This is a genomic window from Microcoleus sp. A2-C3 (assembly GCF_036706065.1).
In the GTDB taxonomy this organism is placed as follows: domain Bacteria; phylum Cyanobacteriota; class Cyanobacteriia; order Cyanobacteriales; family Microcoleaceae; genus Microcoleus.
This window is the reverse complement of record NZ_JAUBVX010000008.1, coordinates 51,693-64,787: the sequence shown is the minus strand read 5'-3', so window position 1 is coordinate 64,787 and position 13,095 is coordinate 51,693. Positions and strand designations below refer to the sequence as shown.

The following is a 13,095-nucleotide window of genomic DNA, read 5'->3' as shown; positions in this document are numbered from 1 at the left end:
AATGACACAAACATTATCAATGTCTGTTCTCTATAAAAAACTCTCGGCGATCGGTTTTCCCAAAAACTTCGTTCGAGAGAAAGGTTTGCCCAGTTGGTGGAATGAAGAACTAGACAACAAACCGGTCGCCGTCCTAGAGGGCGCTGGTCATATTGCCCAACGCCTGCATCTAGACCTCAAGAGTCTCTTAGCCGAGGATAATCAGAAGCCTCAGTTTAAGCCCTTACTCCATACCAAGTTCAAGTACCATCAACAGGATAAAGCAGACGTACCTGATGTTGCCCATCAACTTGCCTCACGGGTTGCGGAAGTCGTAGCTGATACTATAAAGCTCGAATTTCAGCCCATCCCATCCGACCCTCATCAAGTTCGTTCAGAGATAGTTGCCAAACATCCTCAAGTCACTTTATACAGCTTGCTCGATTACTGTTGGGAACATGGTATCGCTGTTGTCTATTTTAAGAATTACCCTAAAAATACCCGCAAAATTAGAGGTATGATCCAATGGCAAGCCGAGCATCCCGTGATTGTCTTGAGTAGTGGTAAGACACAACCCGTATGTCTAGCATTCGATCTTGCCCATGAACTAGGTCATCTCGCCCTTGGTCATATTCAAGAAGGTATTTTGATTGATGATGATATTAAGCGAGACTCTGATGATCGAGAAGAAATAGATAGCAATCGATTTGCAGTTAAACTGCTAGTCAACAGTTTTGACAACTCCGTCGGCAAGAAAAGATTTAACAATGCAAAAGATCTAAAGAATAAAATCATTCAACTTATTCAAAGTGACTCAACTATTGATCCTTCTGCATTAGCTTTAAATTATGGCTGGTATAATAAAGATTATTTTGCATTGTCTATGGGATGTGTAAATTTAATCAATCCTGCTAAAGAAGGACACAAGACTATTAACAAATTTTTAGAGCAGCACCTAAATTGGGATGAATTAAGTGACGACAATGCTGATTACTTAGACCAGATTTTAGGAGAATAGCTTTGTCTGCTTGTATCTATTGCATCGATAATGACATCATCAAAAAGCTTGCTACATTCCAGCTATTCGATAATACTCTTAAATTATTTGATGCTAGTTATGAGCAAGTTAAAATCCTAGAAACTGCAAAATATAAATTTCAAAAAGATTGGGAAAAATTTGAAGGAGGGAAAAGTCGAAAAACAGAAGATCGTGTTATTAACTATAAACAAGTTCTTTACCTTACTAAAAATTTAGCAAACATATCTGAAGCTGATATTGATCGAGAAATTTTTATCCAGTTATCTAATATTGAAAATATCGATGAAGGTGAGGCGATTCTCACAACTCATGCTATCAAACTTATTCAAAACGATAAATCTGCTCAGATTTTTACTGGAGATAAAAGATTCATCAAAGCCTTAGCCAAGGTTAACTTACCTATCATTCAACAATCTCTAAGTAATCGATTATGGTGTTTAGAACAGCTTGTTCTCAAAAATATTGAAGACTACGGATTTGAGACTATTCGAGATTTGATTGTTCCAGTTCGAGAATGTGATACACAAATTAAGGCTGTTTTTGGTTCAGGATCACAATCAACAAGTGACAACTCCTTACCTACTTTAAAAGATTCTATTGAGAAGCTTCGAGAGGAGGCAGGCAATCTACTAAATCCTTACAATTAGATTTAAGATAGGACGGCGGTTGAAACCGCCCTCCACTTAAAACGGAATTTCCTCATCTTCATCTTCCACAGTCTTAGCAGTCATCCGCCAACTGGTAATATACTCAATTTGCACATCAATTTTGTTAATCGCATCCCCTAACTGCCTTTGAATGTATTGAGTCAGCGTCACCATAAAATCTAACTCAACTCCCACAGATAGCGCAAGTTTAGCCAAGCTAGCAAAATCCACCTTCAAAATCGAGGAACTTGATAACTTAAAATGAGGAGTATTGCCCTTATTTTGCACCAACATTGCTTTTTTAATCCGCTCTTTCAGATGCTCAACTTCCGAATCCAGCAACTTCCATTCAGGCAAAATTTCTTGATACCTTTTCCCCAAGACTGTTAAATCCTCAGTCTCCGGTTCCGGCACAATTTTCTTAGTAGTTGATTTTCGACCCTGCTTCATCGTAGAATTCAACCGCCAACTAGCAATATCTTCAACTTGCAAAGATGGATGAGCGATGACTTCTCCTAACTGTTTTTGAATTTCTTTTGTCAGCGTCACCGGAAAATTTAACTCAATTCCCTCAGTTTGCGTTAGTTTCGCCAGCGTCATAAAATCAACTTTCATCGTTATCGAACTTGCAAGCTGAAAATAAGCACTATCTTTGAGCTTTTGCGCCATCATCCCCGCTTTAAATCGTTCTTTAACTTCAGCAATTTCTGAATCTAGTGGCTTCCAATGAGATTCTATTTCCTGATATTTTTCCCCCAATGATATCAAGTTTTCCGTTGCCGGTTCGGGGTAACATTGGGCAAGGATTTCTAGCAGTCGCTGATGCACTTTGGCTAAATAAACCGCGTCCATCTTGGCATATTCTAGCTGCTTCTCCGTCAGAGGACGCTTTGCCCAATCGCCGCTTTGTTCTGTTTTATCTACATAAGCAATGCCGCAAAGTGTTTCGATTAAAGTTTTGAGTTGTCGATTAGGTAAGGGCAGAATGTAAGCTGGAATCTTTCTAGCCATTTGCAATGTGCAAGTGACATTTTGCGCGTCGTCATTGCCGAGAAATCTGATGTCATAGCTGGCGTTGTGCAAGACTTTTTCAATATTTGGATTTACCATGATTTGGCTGATGAAATCTTTTGCCAATTCCGGTTTATCCAAGACATCTAGTAAAAAAGTAGCATCTCCTGTCGCATCGGTGGAGTCTGCTAAGACTTGAATTAGAGATAATCTGGGGTTGGATTTATAGTCTGCTATTTCTGTGTCAACCCACAGGATTTTAGCTTGCGAAAATTTAGCGATTAGTGCTTTGATGTCGTTTTCTGCTGTTAAATAAGGCATTTTTACAGACTTTTGCTATTAACTTTTTGATTCTCTTATGCTATAGCAATTATCGTGTCAATTGTCAATGATTCCAGCGCCGGATACACGCAGACATCAGAAACCGGGTTTCTTGCGTGATTTCTCGTTACTAAACATAAAACTCGTAGAAACCGGGTTTCTCGCCCTTGGCGTCAGCCTGTGCACAGTACACACCCTACAAACTACGAACTTCCTCTAAAAACCAGTTACCTACTTCTGTATTGTCCGTCTGGCGACTGCGGCGCAAAGCTTCTTCTAACAAAGCAACTTTTAACCCAGGCAAAACTTGAGATTCTGTCAGACGTTGGCTTCCCCGGTTAGCAATTATTTTAAAAGCAATAACTTGGGCTTTTTGTACGTCTACTACCCAATATTCAGACACTCCTAATTCTTCATAAATCATTCTTTTTGTACCCAAATCGTCAACGAGAGAACTGTCGGCAATTTCGATCGCCAAATCTGGGGCCGCTGCGCTATCCAAATTCACCACAGAACTACCGCGAGGCGCTGTTTGTACCCTCTCTCCGATGTAGTAACAAGCATCAGGTTGAGCACCTCTGACACCCGTTTTGGCGTAGCTACAATTGACCAGCAGTCTCATTTTGATACCTTTAGCAATGCCAAATAAATTGATTAAGATGACGATAATTCCATTATCATCAGCATGATCTGGCCCGACTGCTGCCATTTCAATCCTCAACTGTCCGTTGTAGTAGTAGCATTTTGCGCGATCGTACTCCGGCTGTTTAATGATTTCTATATATTCATCCCAAGTCGCCGTAACCCAGGTATCAGTTAGTAGTTTGGCTTGGAGTTGAGTCATCATTACCTCACCGAGAACAATCTTTGACTTTGGAAGGAAGACTTCTGAGTAGGGGCGATCGCAGTTTTAGCTTTATTCTTTAGTCCGCGGAGGCGGACATCGTTTGTATAGACGCGGTTTCAACCGCCGAGTCCAATTGCTTTGAGCATTCAGCAGCAGTAAGGTGCACCGAAGCGCACCCTACAAACCATTAACCTATGACTATTCTGCCACTTCCTCGGATGCCGCTTCTTCGGCCGATTCCTCACCCGCAGGCGGCACCAAAGCCACAGCTACGATCGAATCATCCTCATCCAAGCGCTGCACCCGCACGCCTGTTGCAGTGCGCGATTGCGTAGAAATTGCACTCACAGCCTGACGGATAATAATCCCTCGGTTGGTAATAATCATCAACTCATCGCTTTCGTTGACAATTCGCAGCGCGGCCACCTGATCCTTGCCTTTTTTAGACTTGAATTTAGTAGCCGTCAATCCCTTACCTGCACGTCTTTGGAGGCGGAATTGAGAAACTGGAACCCGCTTTCCGTAGCCGTTAGTTGTGATTACCAACACCGAAGGAATTTCGCTGCTAACTGTGGGAATTTCTTCGGCATCTTCGCCTTCAATTTCCTCAGCTTGCGTGTCTAATTCTTCGTCTTCCAATTCCACATCTTCTGCTTCCAATTCAGCAATTTCTGCCCCTTCCAATTCCGAATCTTCTGTTTCTAACAGAGCAATATCTGTTCCTTCCAATTCCGAATCTTCAGTATCAGCAATTTCGGCAACAATGGAACTCGGCAGAATGTCCATGCTGATCAACTCATCGCCCGATCGCAATTTCATCGATTTCACACCCCGCGTCGCGCGGCCAACAGGGCGCAACTGTTCATGATTGGTGCGGAAATGAATCGCCATGCCTTGGCGCGTGCCGATGATGATGCTATCACCAACTTTTGCTCTCCGTACCCAGCGCAATTGGTCGCCTTCTTCCAGAGAAATCGCGATTAAGCCATTAGTGCGGATGTTAGCAAAAGCTGAAAGTGCGGTTTTCTTGATGTAGCCGCCGCGAGTCAACATCACCAAGTATTCTTCACTGGTAAATTCTGTCACTGACACCATAGAAGTGATTTTTTCTTCTATCGGAATCGGCAGCAGTTGCACCACGGGAGTACCACGGGCAGTCCGCGAACAAATGGGGATTTGATAAGCTTTGACAGAGTAAACTACGCCCCTGTCACTGAAGAACAAAACGCTGTCATGATCGCAGCAAGAAAGGAAATGTTCGACTCCATCATCTTCCTTCATTTTCGCGCCTGCTTTGCCGCGAGTAGCGCGACTTTGGGCCTCGAAAGTGCTGACAGGCATCCGCTTGATGTAGCCTTGCTCTGTGATCAGAATAATTGCTTGTTCGTTGGCAATTAAATCTCTTTCATCGATTTCTCCTTCGGCGTGTTCGATGACGCTGCGTCTAGGAGTTGCGATTTTATTTTTGATTTCGAGAGCTTCAAATTCGGCGATTTCTAAAATGCGTTCTCGGCGCGCTAAGATATCTTCCAAATCGGCGATTTTTGTTCGCAGTTCTTCGTGTTCTTGCTGGATCTTTTGTGCTTCTAATGCTGTCAAACGCCGAAGCTGCATTTGCAAAATTGCGTCTGATTGCTGTTCGGAAAGACCGTAATTATCGATCAGTTCCTGTTTCGCTGCTGCGGAGTCGGCAGCGGCACGAATTAGGTGAATAATTGCATCTAAGTTATCTAGCGCAATTAATAAGCCTTGCAGGAGATGGTCGCGTTCTTCTGCTTTGCGGAGTTCGTATTGAGTCCGGCGAGTAATTGTCTCAATGCGGAAGTCGAGGAAGACATTGAGGAATTGTGAGAGCGTCAGTAGTTGGGGTTCCCCATTTACTAGCGCTAACATATTGGCTCCAAAATTTGATTGGAGTGGTGTTTGTTTATAGAGGTTGTTGAGGACGACGCGGGGATAGGCATCGCGCTTGAGTTCGATCACGATGCGCATTCCGTCTCTATCGCTTTCGTCGCGAATGTCGGAAATCCCATCTAATCTTTTGTCGTTGACAAGTTCGGCAATTTTCTCAATTAGCGCGGCCTTGTTTGTTTGGTAAGGCAATTCGGTGATAATAATTGCTTCTTTGTCGGGGCGGCCGACGTGTTCGATGGTTTCAATGCCAGCGACTCCGCGCATGGTAATCGAACCGCGCCCGGTGGTGTAAGCATCGCGAATGCCGCCTCTGCCGAGAATTTGCCCTCCGGTGGGAAAGTCCGGGCCGGGAATGTACTCCATCAATTCCAGGTCGGTAATGCCTGGATTGTGGATTAGCGCTAAGAAACCGTCAATTATTTCGCCCAAGTTGTGCGGCGGAATATTGGTGGCCATCCCTACGGCAATCCCGGAGGAACCGTTGAGCAAAATTTGGGGGATGCGTGCCGGTAGTACGAGGGGTTCTTGTTGGGAACCGTCGAAGTTGTCGCCGAAATCTACTGTTTCGGAGTCGATGTCGCGCAGCATGGAGTCGCTAGTCAGGGCTGTGAGGCGACATTCGGTGTACCGCATGGCCGCGGGCGGGTCGTTGTCAACGGAGCCGAAGTTGCCGTGGCCGTTGATTAGGCGTTCTCGCATGGAGAAATCTTGAGCCATCCGCACTAGGGCATCGTAAACCGCTGTATCTCCGTGCGGGTGATACTTACCCAGCACCTCCCCGACGACGCGGGCGCATTTGCGGAATGGTCGATCGGGAGTCAAGCCCAATTCGTTCATGGCGTAAAGAATGCGTCGGTGAACGGGCTTGAGACCGTCCCTCGCATCTGGTAGCGCCCGACCGACAATTACGCTCATGGCGTATTCCAAGTACGATCGGGACATCTCACCACCCAGATCCGTCGGGATTATCCGCGACTCAGAGATACTCATAGGTTGAAAAACTCCGTTAAAACTTTAGATTTGACCGCTATAAATGCCAAAATGCGATAAAATCGATTTGGATTCAGTAGAGTTGCCAAATATTGCAAATTACTCCTAAAATTATATCACAATTTGCCTTGGATTTTATGGGAAAGTTGCCAGAAAAATTAAGGGACGAAACCAGGACAATTGATAATTTGACAGTTGGTGATTTAGTCATCAATTGACAAAAGCTAGAAAGGTTTTTTTAGGCGATCGGCTTTCATGCTTTGGTGAGTTTTTTTGACAGCCATCTAAAAAAAATAAATGGTTGCCCGATCGCAATTAAAATTTCATAAAGTCGAATGCCTTCTTAAAGCAAACTGAAAATCTAAAATCTAAAATCTCCTGATGCTACCCATCATCTACTCCGAAGATTTCTTGCTGCACAAGACTGGAATGCTTCACCCAGAGCGACCAGAACGTTTGACGGCGATCGTCAATGCTCTGAAAGCTGCTCCCTGGGCCGATCGCCTTGAGTGGCAACTGCCCACCCCTGTTGCAGATCGCGAACCAAAACTGTTGTCCGCGATCAAAAAAGTTCACGCGCCAAGATACATCAAAGAAGTCGAACATTTGGCAAAGCGGGGAGGCGGCTACCTCGACGGTGACACGCCAATTTCTGCTGAAAGTTACGATGTAGCGCTGCTGGCGGCGAGTGCTTGGCTCGATGGAGTCGATCGAGTTTTAGCAAGTAACGAACCGGCTTTCGTACTGGCCAGGCCGCCGGGACACCACGCTGAGAGTGCGCGCGCGATGGGATTTTGCTTGTTTTCCAATGCTGCGATCGCCGCTCACTACGCCCTGGAACAGCCGGGAATCAACCGCGTCGCCGTCCTTGACTGGGACGTGCACCACGGTAACGGCACTCAATCGTTGGTGGAAAACTGCCGCCAAATTGCCTACTGTTCCCTGCACCAATCTCCGTGCTATCCGGGAACGGGAGACTCAGACGAGCGCGGCGCCTACAACAACGTGCTGAACATTCCGCTGTATCCGGGCGGCGGGATAGCTGAATACCGCAGTGCCTTTGAATCTCTTGTCGTACCGTTTTTGTCAAATTTCAAACCTGATTTGTTGATTGTCAGCGCCGGTTACGACGCTATTGCGTCCGATCCGCTGGCGAGTATGAATCTGGCGCCGTCAGATTTCGGTACTTTCACCGGATATTGTCTACAAATCACTCGCCGCATCGCCTTTGGTTTGGAGGGCGGTTACGCGCTGAAAGAGTTGGCCGAGTCGGTGGTGACGACTATTGATCGATGCCTCAATTAGCTGGAAATTTGGCAGACGTTGAGAAGGGGTTAGGGCGGGATTGAGAGCTTTTGAGGCCGATCGCGAAAGTTGAGATTTGCCGATCGCTCGATCGGTCTTCTGCCCTTCTTCCCTCCTTCCCTCCTTCCCTCTCACCTCTTCCTTCTTCCCTCTTCCTTCTTCCCTCTTCCCTCTTCCCTCTTCCCTCTTCCTTCTTCCTTCTTCCTTCTTCCTTCCTTCTGTGACAAGCATCACAAATTTCCAAGATCCGAATCACTTGGCATCAAAGTCTAGGTCACAAATTTGTAGCGTAAAAATCACACCGTGTCAATGTTTTCGATCGCATAAATCGGCGATCGCACAGAGCATAATAGATCTATAACAAGCCTGTGTAAATTTTATCTGTCTCAATCAACTAGGAGGTTTATCATGTCAGTTTCCCAAATGACACTCGAAGAATTATTTGGTCAAGTCATGTTTTCCAGTATCGTGACTCGCCACGACCGAAGACAGCTCAGATCCGCACTCCTAGAAAGAACCCTGAATGAAGATGAGTATGCCATCATCAACCGACTGCTGTACAACGTGCGTCGCGGTTGGGTAAAAATTGTCGATTAAAGACGCGGCAGCCAACTCCCTTTAGGGAAGTCAAAAGTAGAACTTGCCACCTCCGAAAGTTTTTAGTATTTAATACTGGGATAGACAATTTGATATCTTTGAAAGCGGTGTTAATGATGAAAATCGCGATCGACATCAGCCTAGAGGTAGAGATAATTATAAAATAACAGGTTTCGGGTGCATCTGTACTTGTTAAAAAATTATGAGTTTTGAGTTGCTAACTTCCAAGTTAGAATCAACTCAAAACTCATATTTTTGGGAAGTTGAAATATGAAATTAGAGATTGAGAAAGACTGAGGGCGACCGGGTTGGGAACCGCTATCTGTGTTGAGATTTTTTCAACGGATATCAAAAATTAAAACTATCAGCAGTTTCCGGTTCAGGAGGAATGTGCGATCGCCACAAGCACAGGAAGTCGGAATGGTCGATCGTCCATTCCGGCAAATTCAGCCCAGAAGTGTCAAAATATTAACAACCAGTTCATGCTTAAAATATATGGCTCCCGCCGTTTTAATTGAAAATCTTCAGAAACGCTACGGCACTGTAGAAGCCGTTAAAGATGTTTCCTTCAAGGTAGAACCGGGGGAAATATTTGGTTTGCTAGGCCCCAACGGTGCTGGCAAAACTACCACCCTGCGGATACTTTGTACATTGAGCGCGCCCGATAGCGGACGGATTGAAGTTTCAGGCATTTCAGCAGTCAGCCAGCCCAGAATGGCGAGACAGAAACTCGGCTATGTCGCCCAAGAAGTCGCTCTCGATAAGGTGTTGACTGGGCGCGAACTCCTGCAATTGCAAGCGGCGCTTTACCATTTACCGCGCCACACGATTAAAGGGCGGATTGACAAAATGGTGCAACTCCTCGGCTTGGAGGAGTGGGAAAATAAAAAGACGGGTACTTATTCCGGCGGTATTCGCAAGCGTCTCGACTTGGCTGCTGGGTTGCTTCACCAGCCGGATGTTTTGGTGTTAGACGAACCGACTGTGGGGCTCGATATTGAAAGTCGGTTGGTGGTGTGGAATTTCCTGCGGCGCTTGCGGGAGGAAGGTACGACGGTTTTGATTACCAGCCATTATCTCGAAGAAGTGGATGCTTTAGCCGATCGCGTGGCGATTATTGACAAGGGTACAGTAATTGCAGAGGGAACGCCGCAGGAGTTGAAAAATCGGGTTGGGGGCGATCGGGTAACTTTGCGAATTCGGGAGTTTTCGCCACTGGAAGAAGCCCAAAAAGCCCAAGCTTTAATGCAATCTCTGCCTTTTGTACAAGAAGTAATTATCAACAGCGCCCAAGGAAATTCTCTCAATTTGGTAGTTGGTGCCCAAAGTGACGCGCTTGTGAGCATTCAGCAAGCATTGAAAGATGCGGGACTTCCTACTTTTGGGATTGCTCAATCTCGCCCAAGTTTGGACGATGTTTATTTGGCTGCTACGGGTAAAACTTTGTTGGATGCGGAGTTGGCGGCTGCTAGCAACCGCGATGTGAAGGCGGAACAAAAACAGGCGATGCGGTCTTAAATTATACCAATTGGTGAGCCGAAAAACCGCCAGGGACTTAAATCCCTGGCTAATAGCAAAAGTCCTCTGAAGAGGACTGATGAGTTTAACAGTCCTCTTTAGAGGACTTCTGCTATGAGGCGGGGGTTTTAACCCCTGCCGGACTGAAAGCGCGCGGGGAGAGAAACCCGGTTTATTCACAGATTTCTTGTCGCCCAACCAGATTTTCCTGAGAAACCGGGTTTCTTTTTTTATACATCTAAAACTTGTTCTGCTGTCAGCGCTAATTCTGGGAAAGTTCGGGAAATAATGCGCTCATTTCCTCGGAAAGCAGTCATTTGATAAACGCCATTTTCATCAAGCAGGTAAACAAAAACTGTAGGTACTTTGGGATTACCCAAATAATCGCGACTTCCCAAAGCTAAATAATCGACAATCCAGTATTCAGAAATTCCCAGCCGCTGATATTCATCCAGCTTATCGATATAATCATCTTCCCAATTTGTCGATACAACTTCTACAACTAATTGCAGCGGTTCAGTTATGGCTGAGTGGGCGAAAGGCTTCGATTCCCAGAGAGTTTTATCTATTACACTAACATCAGGATGGCGGCCTTGTTCTCTACCATTTGATGTTAAAGTCCTCACCATGAATCTGCCAGACACCCTATAAGTGAGAGGGACGCGATCGATTTCTCTATCAAACTGTTTGACAAGGAAATCGGCAAGATCCTCATGCAATCTTATCGGTAATATTTTCACAATCTCTCCATTAACAAGTTCATAGCGGCCTTCTTCGTCGGGAAGTTGCTTGACAAATTGCTCAAAAGTGAGGTTCTGCTTAAGTTTGGTAGGAGTTATGGTCATGGTTGATTCTCATTTATCTATATTTTTAAGACTATCCTGCAACTATTTTAACAGATTGTATAGATCGCTCGTTAGCGAAGCCCTCGAAGAGGATCGCACTTTCCACCCTCCAGCCACCATAAAGTACGCGCGAGCGCAGCTATCCCCTAATTTTCTGGAAAATAGCGATCGAGAAAATCCCTCGCTGTAACAATAACAATCCCTTCATATTCCTGCAATACTAACAAATCCAAATCCCCCGTAACGATCGCATCAGCATCAGCAGCAATTGCCGTGGCTAAAATAATATTGTCATTAGAATCGCGTAAATTAGGTACATTGATCTCCGAAATTGGATAAACTTGTACCAGATATCTAACTCCTGCCATTTAATCACTGACTGTCACTCCCAAAATCTGAAGTTTGGAACGAAACTTATTGCGACTTAATGTAGATTGAAGTTCATTTAATAATGCTTTGGAAGCACAGACATCAATCAAGTTATTTTGTCCTAGTTTTAATACTGAGTCTGGCGTACCTCCCCACAACCACCCTGACAAAAAGATATTGGTATCCAGTACAACTTTCATAGCTGTGACTCTCTTTCAGATTTTTTTTCGCGGCGAAATTCTCTGGCAACTTCACAAATTTCCTCCATTGTCATCGGATTTGGATCGGGTGGTAATGAGTCTCTACGTCGCCGCAACTCCTCCCAGTCAAAACCTGTTTTCTGCTTATCAAAAACAATGCTATCTGCTGTAACTGTAACTGTATATTTATCGCCCGATTTCAGTTGACTTTCAATCTCTGCCGGAATTTCCAGCTTACCGTCGGGACTCACAGCAACAGTAATATTAAATTTCCGAATGTATTCTTGCAAGTGTTCAACAACTTTATCTTGCACAGTTGGTGGCAAAGATTCCATGATTTTGACCAAAGTGGCGATCGCACTTGATGACATCAACTTATCCTCCAATTTTGTTAATAGTCGAAAAACTAAATTATTAATATGTAGCGTTGACTAATTTTACCACAAATTTATCCTGTCATCCCAGCTACTCGATGAACACACTACCCCCGCTCTCTCAACTCCCAATAGCCTATAATCAAAGCAGACTGCTAAAATCCCATTCATCATATTTCCTGTAAAAATAATCACCAAAGTCAAAATCAACAAGCAATTATGAGCGGTACTGTCACATCCCCCAACAAACTCAACCAGCAACGATCGCCCCAGGTGGCCGTTACACCCCCCAACAATTCCCTGTTGGCCGACTTTATACAAGAAACACTAGCCCTAACCAAGCGCCTGTTTATTCAATTGCAGCGCCGCCCCTCGACGCTAGTTGCAGGAATTATTCAGCCCCTGATGTGGTTGGTTTTATTCGGAGCTCTGTTTAAAAACGCACCAGCCGGCTTGTTCGGCGAAAGCCAGAATTACGGACAATTTCTCGGCGCAGGCGTGATCGTTTTTACTGCATTTGCAGGCGCGCTGAATGCCGGTTTACCGATTATGTTCGATCGCGAATTCGGATTTCTCAACCGCCTGTTAGTCGCGCCCCTGGCTTCGAGATTTTCGATCGTCCTAGCTTCGGCTATTTTCATCGTCACGCTGAGTTTTATCCAAACAGGCGCAATCGTTACGGCGGGAGCATTTTTGGGATCGGGATTGCCCGGAATTGCCGGACTGGGGGCGATCGCCCTGATTGTCCTACTATTAGTTTTGGGAGTCACCGGCTTGAGTCTCGGTTTAGCCTTCGCCCTCCCCGGCCACGTAGAATTAATCGCAGTAATTTTTGTCACCAACTTACCGCTGTTATTCGCGAGCACCGCCCTCGCGCCACTGTCGTTTATGCCACACTGGCTGCAAGTTGTCGTAACACTCAATCCCCTCAGTTATGCGATCGAACCCATCCGCTATTTGTACCTGCACAGCGATTGGTCGCTAGCTAGCGTTGTGATGCAAGCTCCTTGGGGTACAGTTAGTTTTGGAGGAGCGCTGTTAGTCTTGCTAGCCTTTGATTTGGTAGCGCTGCTGAGCATTCAACCGCTGCTACGACGACGGTTTGCTTAGATGCAGACGGCGGTTGAAACCGCCAGAAA

General features: G+C 45.3%; 12 protein-coding genes and 1 pseudogene. 6 read left to right on the top strand and 7 right to left on the bottom strand.

Going from position 1 to position 13,095, the window contains the following annotated elements; genetic code table 11:
* The first annotated feature begins 1 nt into the window (after position 1).
* Together QUB66_RS06910 and QUB66_RS06905 are read left to right on the top strand one after the other, a co-directional pair.
* Positions 2-997, top strand: coding sequence for an ImmA/IrrE family metallo-endopeptidase (locus tag QUB66_RS06910; protein ID WP_265236960.1), 996 nt, complete (start codon positions 2-4; stop codon positions 995-997).
* 2 nt (positions 998-999) lie between these two features.
* Complete coding sequence (locus QUB66_RS06905; RefSeq protein WP_332967000.1) at positions 1,000-1,665, top strand: hypothetical protein; 666 nt, start codon at positions 1,000-1,002, stop codon at positions 1,663-1,665.
* A 36-nt stretch (positions 1,666-1,701) separates the two neighbouring features.
* On the opposite strand, the gene QUB66_RS06900 is transcribed toward QUB66_RS06905, so the two are convergent.
* The 3 genes from QUB66_RS06900 to gyrA all read right to left on the bottom strand — a co-directional run bounded on the left by QUB66_RS06900 (position 1,702) and on the right by gyrA (position 6,748).
* A complete protein-coding gene (locus QUB66_RS06900; RefSeq protein ID WP_332966999.1) occupies positions 1,702-2,997 on the bottom strand; it encodes a ribonuclease D in 1,296 nt (431 codons plus the stop codon).
* A 196-nt stretch (positions 2,998-3,193) separates the two neighbouring features.
* A complete protein-coding gene (locus QUB66_RS06895) occupies positions 3,194-3,844 on the bottom strand; it encodes a Uma2 family endonuclease (protein ID WP_332966998.1) in 651 nt (216 codons plus the stop codon).
* 198 nt (positions 3,845-4,042) lie between these two features.
* Complete coding sequence (gene gyrA / locus QUB66_RS06890) at positions 4,043-6,748, bottom strand: DNA gyrase subunit A (RefSeq protein ID WP_332966997.1); 2,706 nt, start codon at positions 6,746-6,748, stop codon at positions 4,043-4,045.
* Positions 6,749-7,129: 381 nt separating this feature from the next.
* On the opposite strand from gyrA, the gene QUB66_RS06885 reads away from it, so the two are divergent.
* Positions 7,130-8,053, top strand: a complete 924-nt coding sequence (locus tag QUB66_RS06885; RefSeq protein ID WP_332966996.1) for a histone deacetylase family protein — start codon at positions 7,130-7,132, stop codon at positions 8,051-8,053.
* Here QUB66_RS06885 and QUB66_RS06880 read toward each other — a convergent pair.
* Positions 8,046-8,297 (bottom strand): hypothetical protein, encoded by a 252-nt coding sequence (locus QUB66_RS06880; protein ID WP_332966994.1) that lies wholly within the window; start codon positions 8,295-8,297, stop codon positions 8,046-8,048. The two genes, QUB66_RS06885 and QUB66_RS06880, sit on opposite strands and share 8 nt — an antisense overlap.
* A 164-nt stretch (positions 8,298-8,461) precedes the next feature.
* On the opposite strand from QUB66_RS06880, the gene QUB66_RS06875 reads away from it, so the two are divergent.
* Together QUB66_RS06875 and QUB66_RS06870 are read left to right on the top strand one after the other, a co-directional pair.
* A complete protein-coding gene (locus tag QUB66_RS06875) occupies positions 8,462-8,650 on the top strand; it encodes a hypothetical protein (RefSeq protein WP_265236950.1) in 189 nt (62 codons plus the stop codon).
* A 495-nt stretch (positions 8,651-9,145) separates the two neighbouring features.
* The gene (locus QUB66_RS06870) at positions 9,146-10,168 is read left to right on the top strand and encodes an ABC transporter ATP-binding protein (RefSeq protein ID WP_332967047.1); all 1,023 of its coding nucleotides are present in this window, start codon (positions 9,146-9,148) and stop codon (positions 10,166-10,168) included.
* Positions 10,169-10,398: 230 nt separating this feature from the next.
* On the opposite strand, the gene QUB66_RS06865 is transcribed toward QUB66_RS06870, so the two are convergent.
* The 3 genes and pseudogenes from QUB66_RS06865 to QUB66_RS06855 all read right to left on the bottom strand — a co-directional run bounded on the left by QUB66_RS06865 (position 10,399) and on the right by QUB66_RS06855 (position 11,953).
* Positions 10,399-11,013, bottom strand: coding sequence for a Uma2 family endonuclease (locus QUB66_RS06865; RefSeq protein ID WP_332966993.1), 615 nt, complete (start codon positions 11,011-11,013; stop codon positions 10,399-10,401).
* A gap of 146 nt (positions 11,014-11,159) precedes the next feature.
* Positions 11,160-11,582, bottom strand: a pseudogene (locus QUB66_RS06860) (putative toxin-antitoxin system toxin component, PIN family).
* On the bottom strand, positions 11,579-11,953 hold the full coding sequence (locus QUB66_RS06855; RefSeq protein WP_332966992.1) for a hypothetical protein: 375 nt from the start codon (positions 11,951-11,953) through the stop codon (positions 11,579-11,581). The pseudogene QUB66_RS06860 and the gene QUB66_RS06855 overlap by 4 nt, the downstream one beginning before the upstream one ends.
* 222 nt (positions 11,954-12,175) lie before the next feature.
* On the opposite strand from QUB66_RS06855, the gene QUB66_RS06850 reads away from it, so the two are divergent.
* Complete coding sequence (locus QUB66_RS06850) at positions 12,176-13,066, top strand: ABC transporter permease (RefSeq protein ID WP_332966990.1); 891 nt, start codon at positions 12,176-12,178, stop codon at positions 13,064-13,066.
* The last annotated feature ends 29 nt before the right edge of the window (positions 13,067-13,095 follow it).

Excerpts from the sequence above, each read along its gene's own strand:
- QUB66_RS06885 (WP_332966996.1), top strand. The coding sequence starts at position 7,130 with ATGCTACCCATCATCTACTCCGAAGATTTCTTGCTGCACAAGACTGGA.
- QUB66_RS06910 (WP_265236960.1), top strand. The coding sequence starts at position 2 with ATGACACAAACATTATCAATGTCTGTTCTCTATAAAAAACTCTCGGCG.
- QUB66_RS06870 (WP_332967047.1), top strand. The coding sequence starts at position 9,146 with ATGGCTCCCGCCGTTTTAATTGAAAATCTTCAGAAACGCTACGGCACT.
- QUB66_RS06850 (WP_332966990.1), top strand. The coding sequence starts at position 12,176 with ATGAGCGGTACTGTCACATCCCCCAACAAACTCAACCAGCAACGATCG.
- QUB66_RS06855 (WP_332966992.1), bottom strand. The coding sequence starts at position 11,953 with ATGTCATCAAGTGCGATCGCCACTTTGGTCAAAATCATGGAATCTTTG.
- gyrA (WP_332966997.1), bottom strand. The coding sequence starts at position 6,748 with ATGAGTATCTCTGAGTCGCGGATAATCCCGACGGATCTGGGTGGTGAG.
- QUB66_RS06900 (WP_332966999.1), bottom strand. The coding sequence starts at position 2,997 with ATGCCTTATTTAACAGCAGAAAACGACATCAAAGCACTAATCGCTAAA.
- QUB66_RS06875 (WP_265236950.1), top strand. The coding sequence starts at position 8,462 with ATGTCAGTTTCCCAAATGACACTCGAAGAATTATTTGGTCAAGTCATG.
- QUB66_RS06865 (WP_332966993.1), bottom strand. The coding sequence starts at position 11,013 with ATGACCATAACTCCTACCAAACTTAAGCAGAACCTCACTTTTGAGCAA.
- QUB66_RS06895 (WP_332966998.1), bottom strand. The coding sequence starts at position 3,844 with ATGATGACTCAACTCCAAGCCAAACTACTAACTGATACCTGGGTTACG.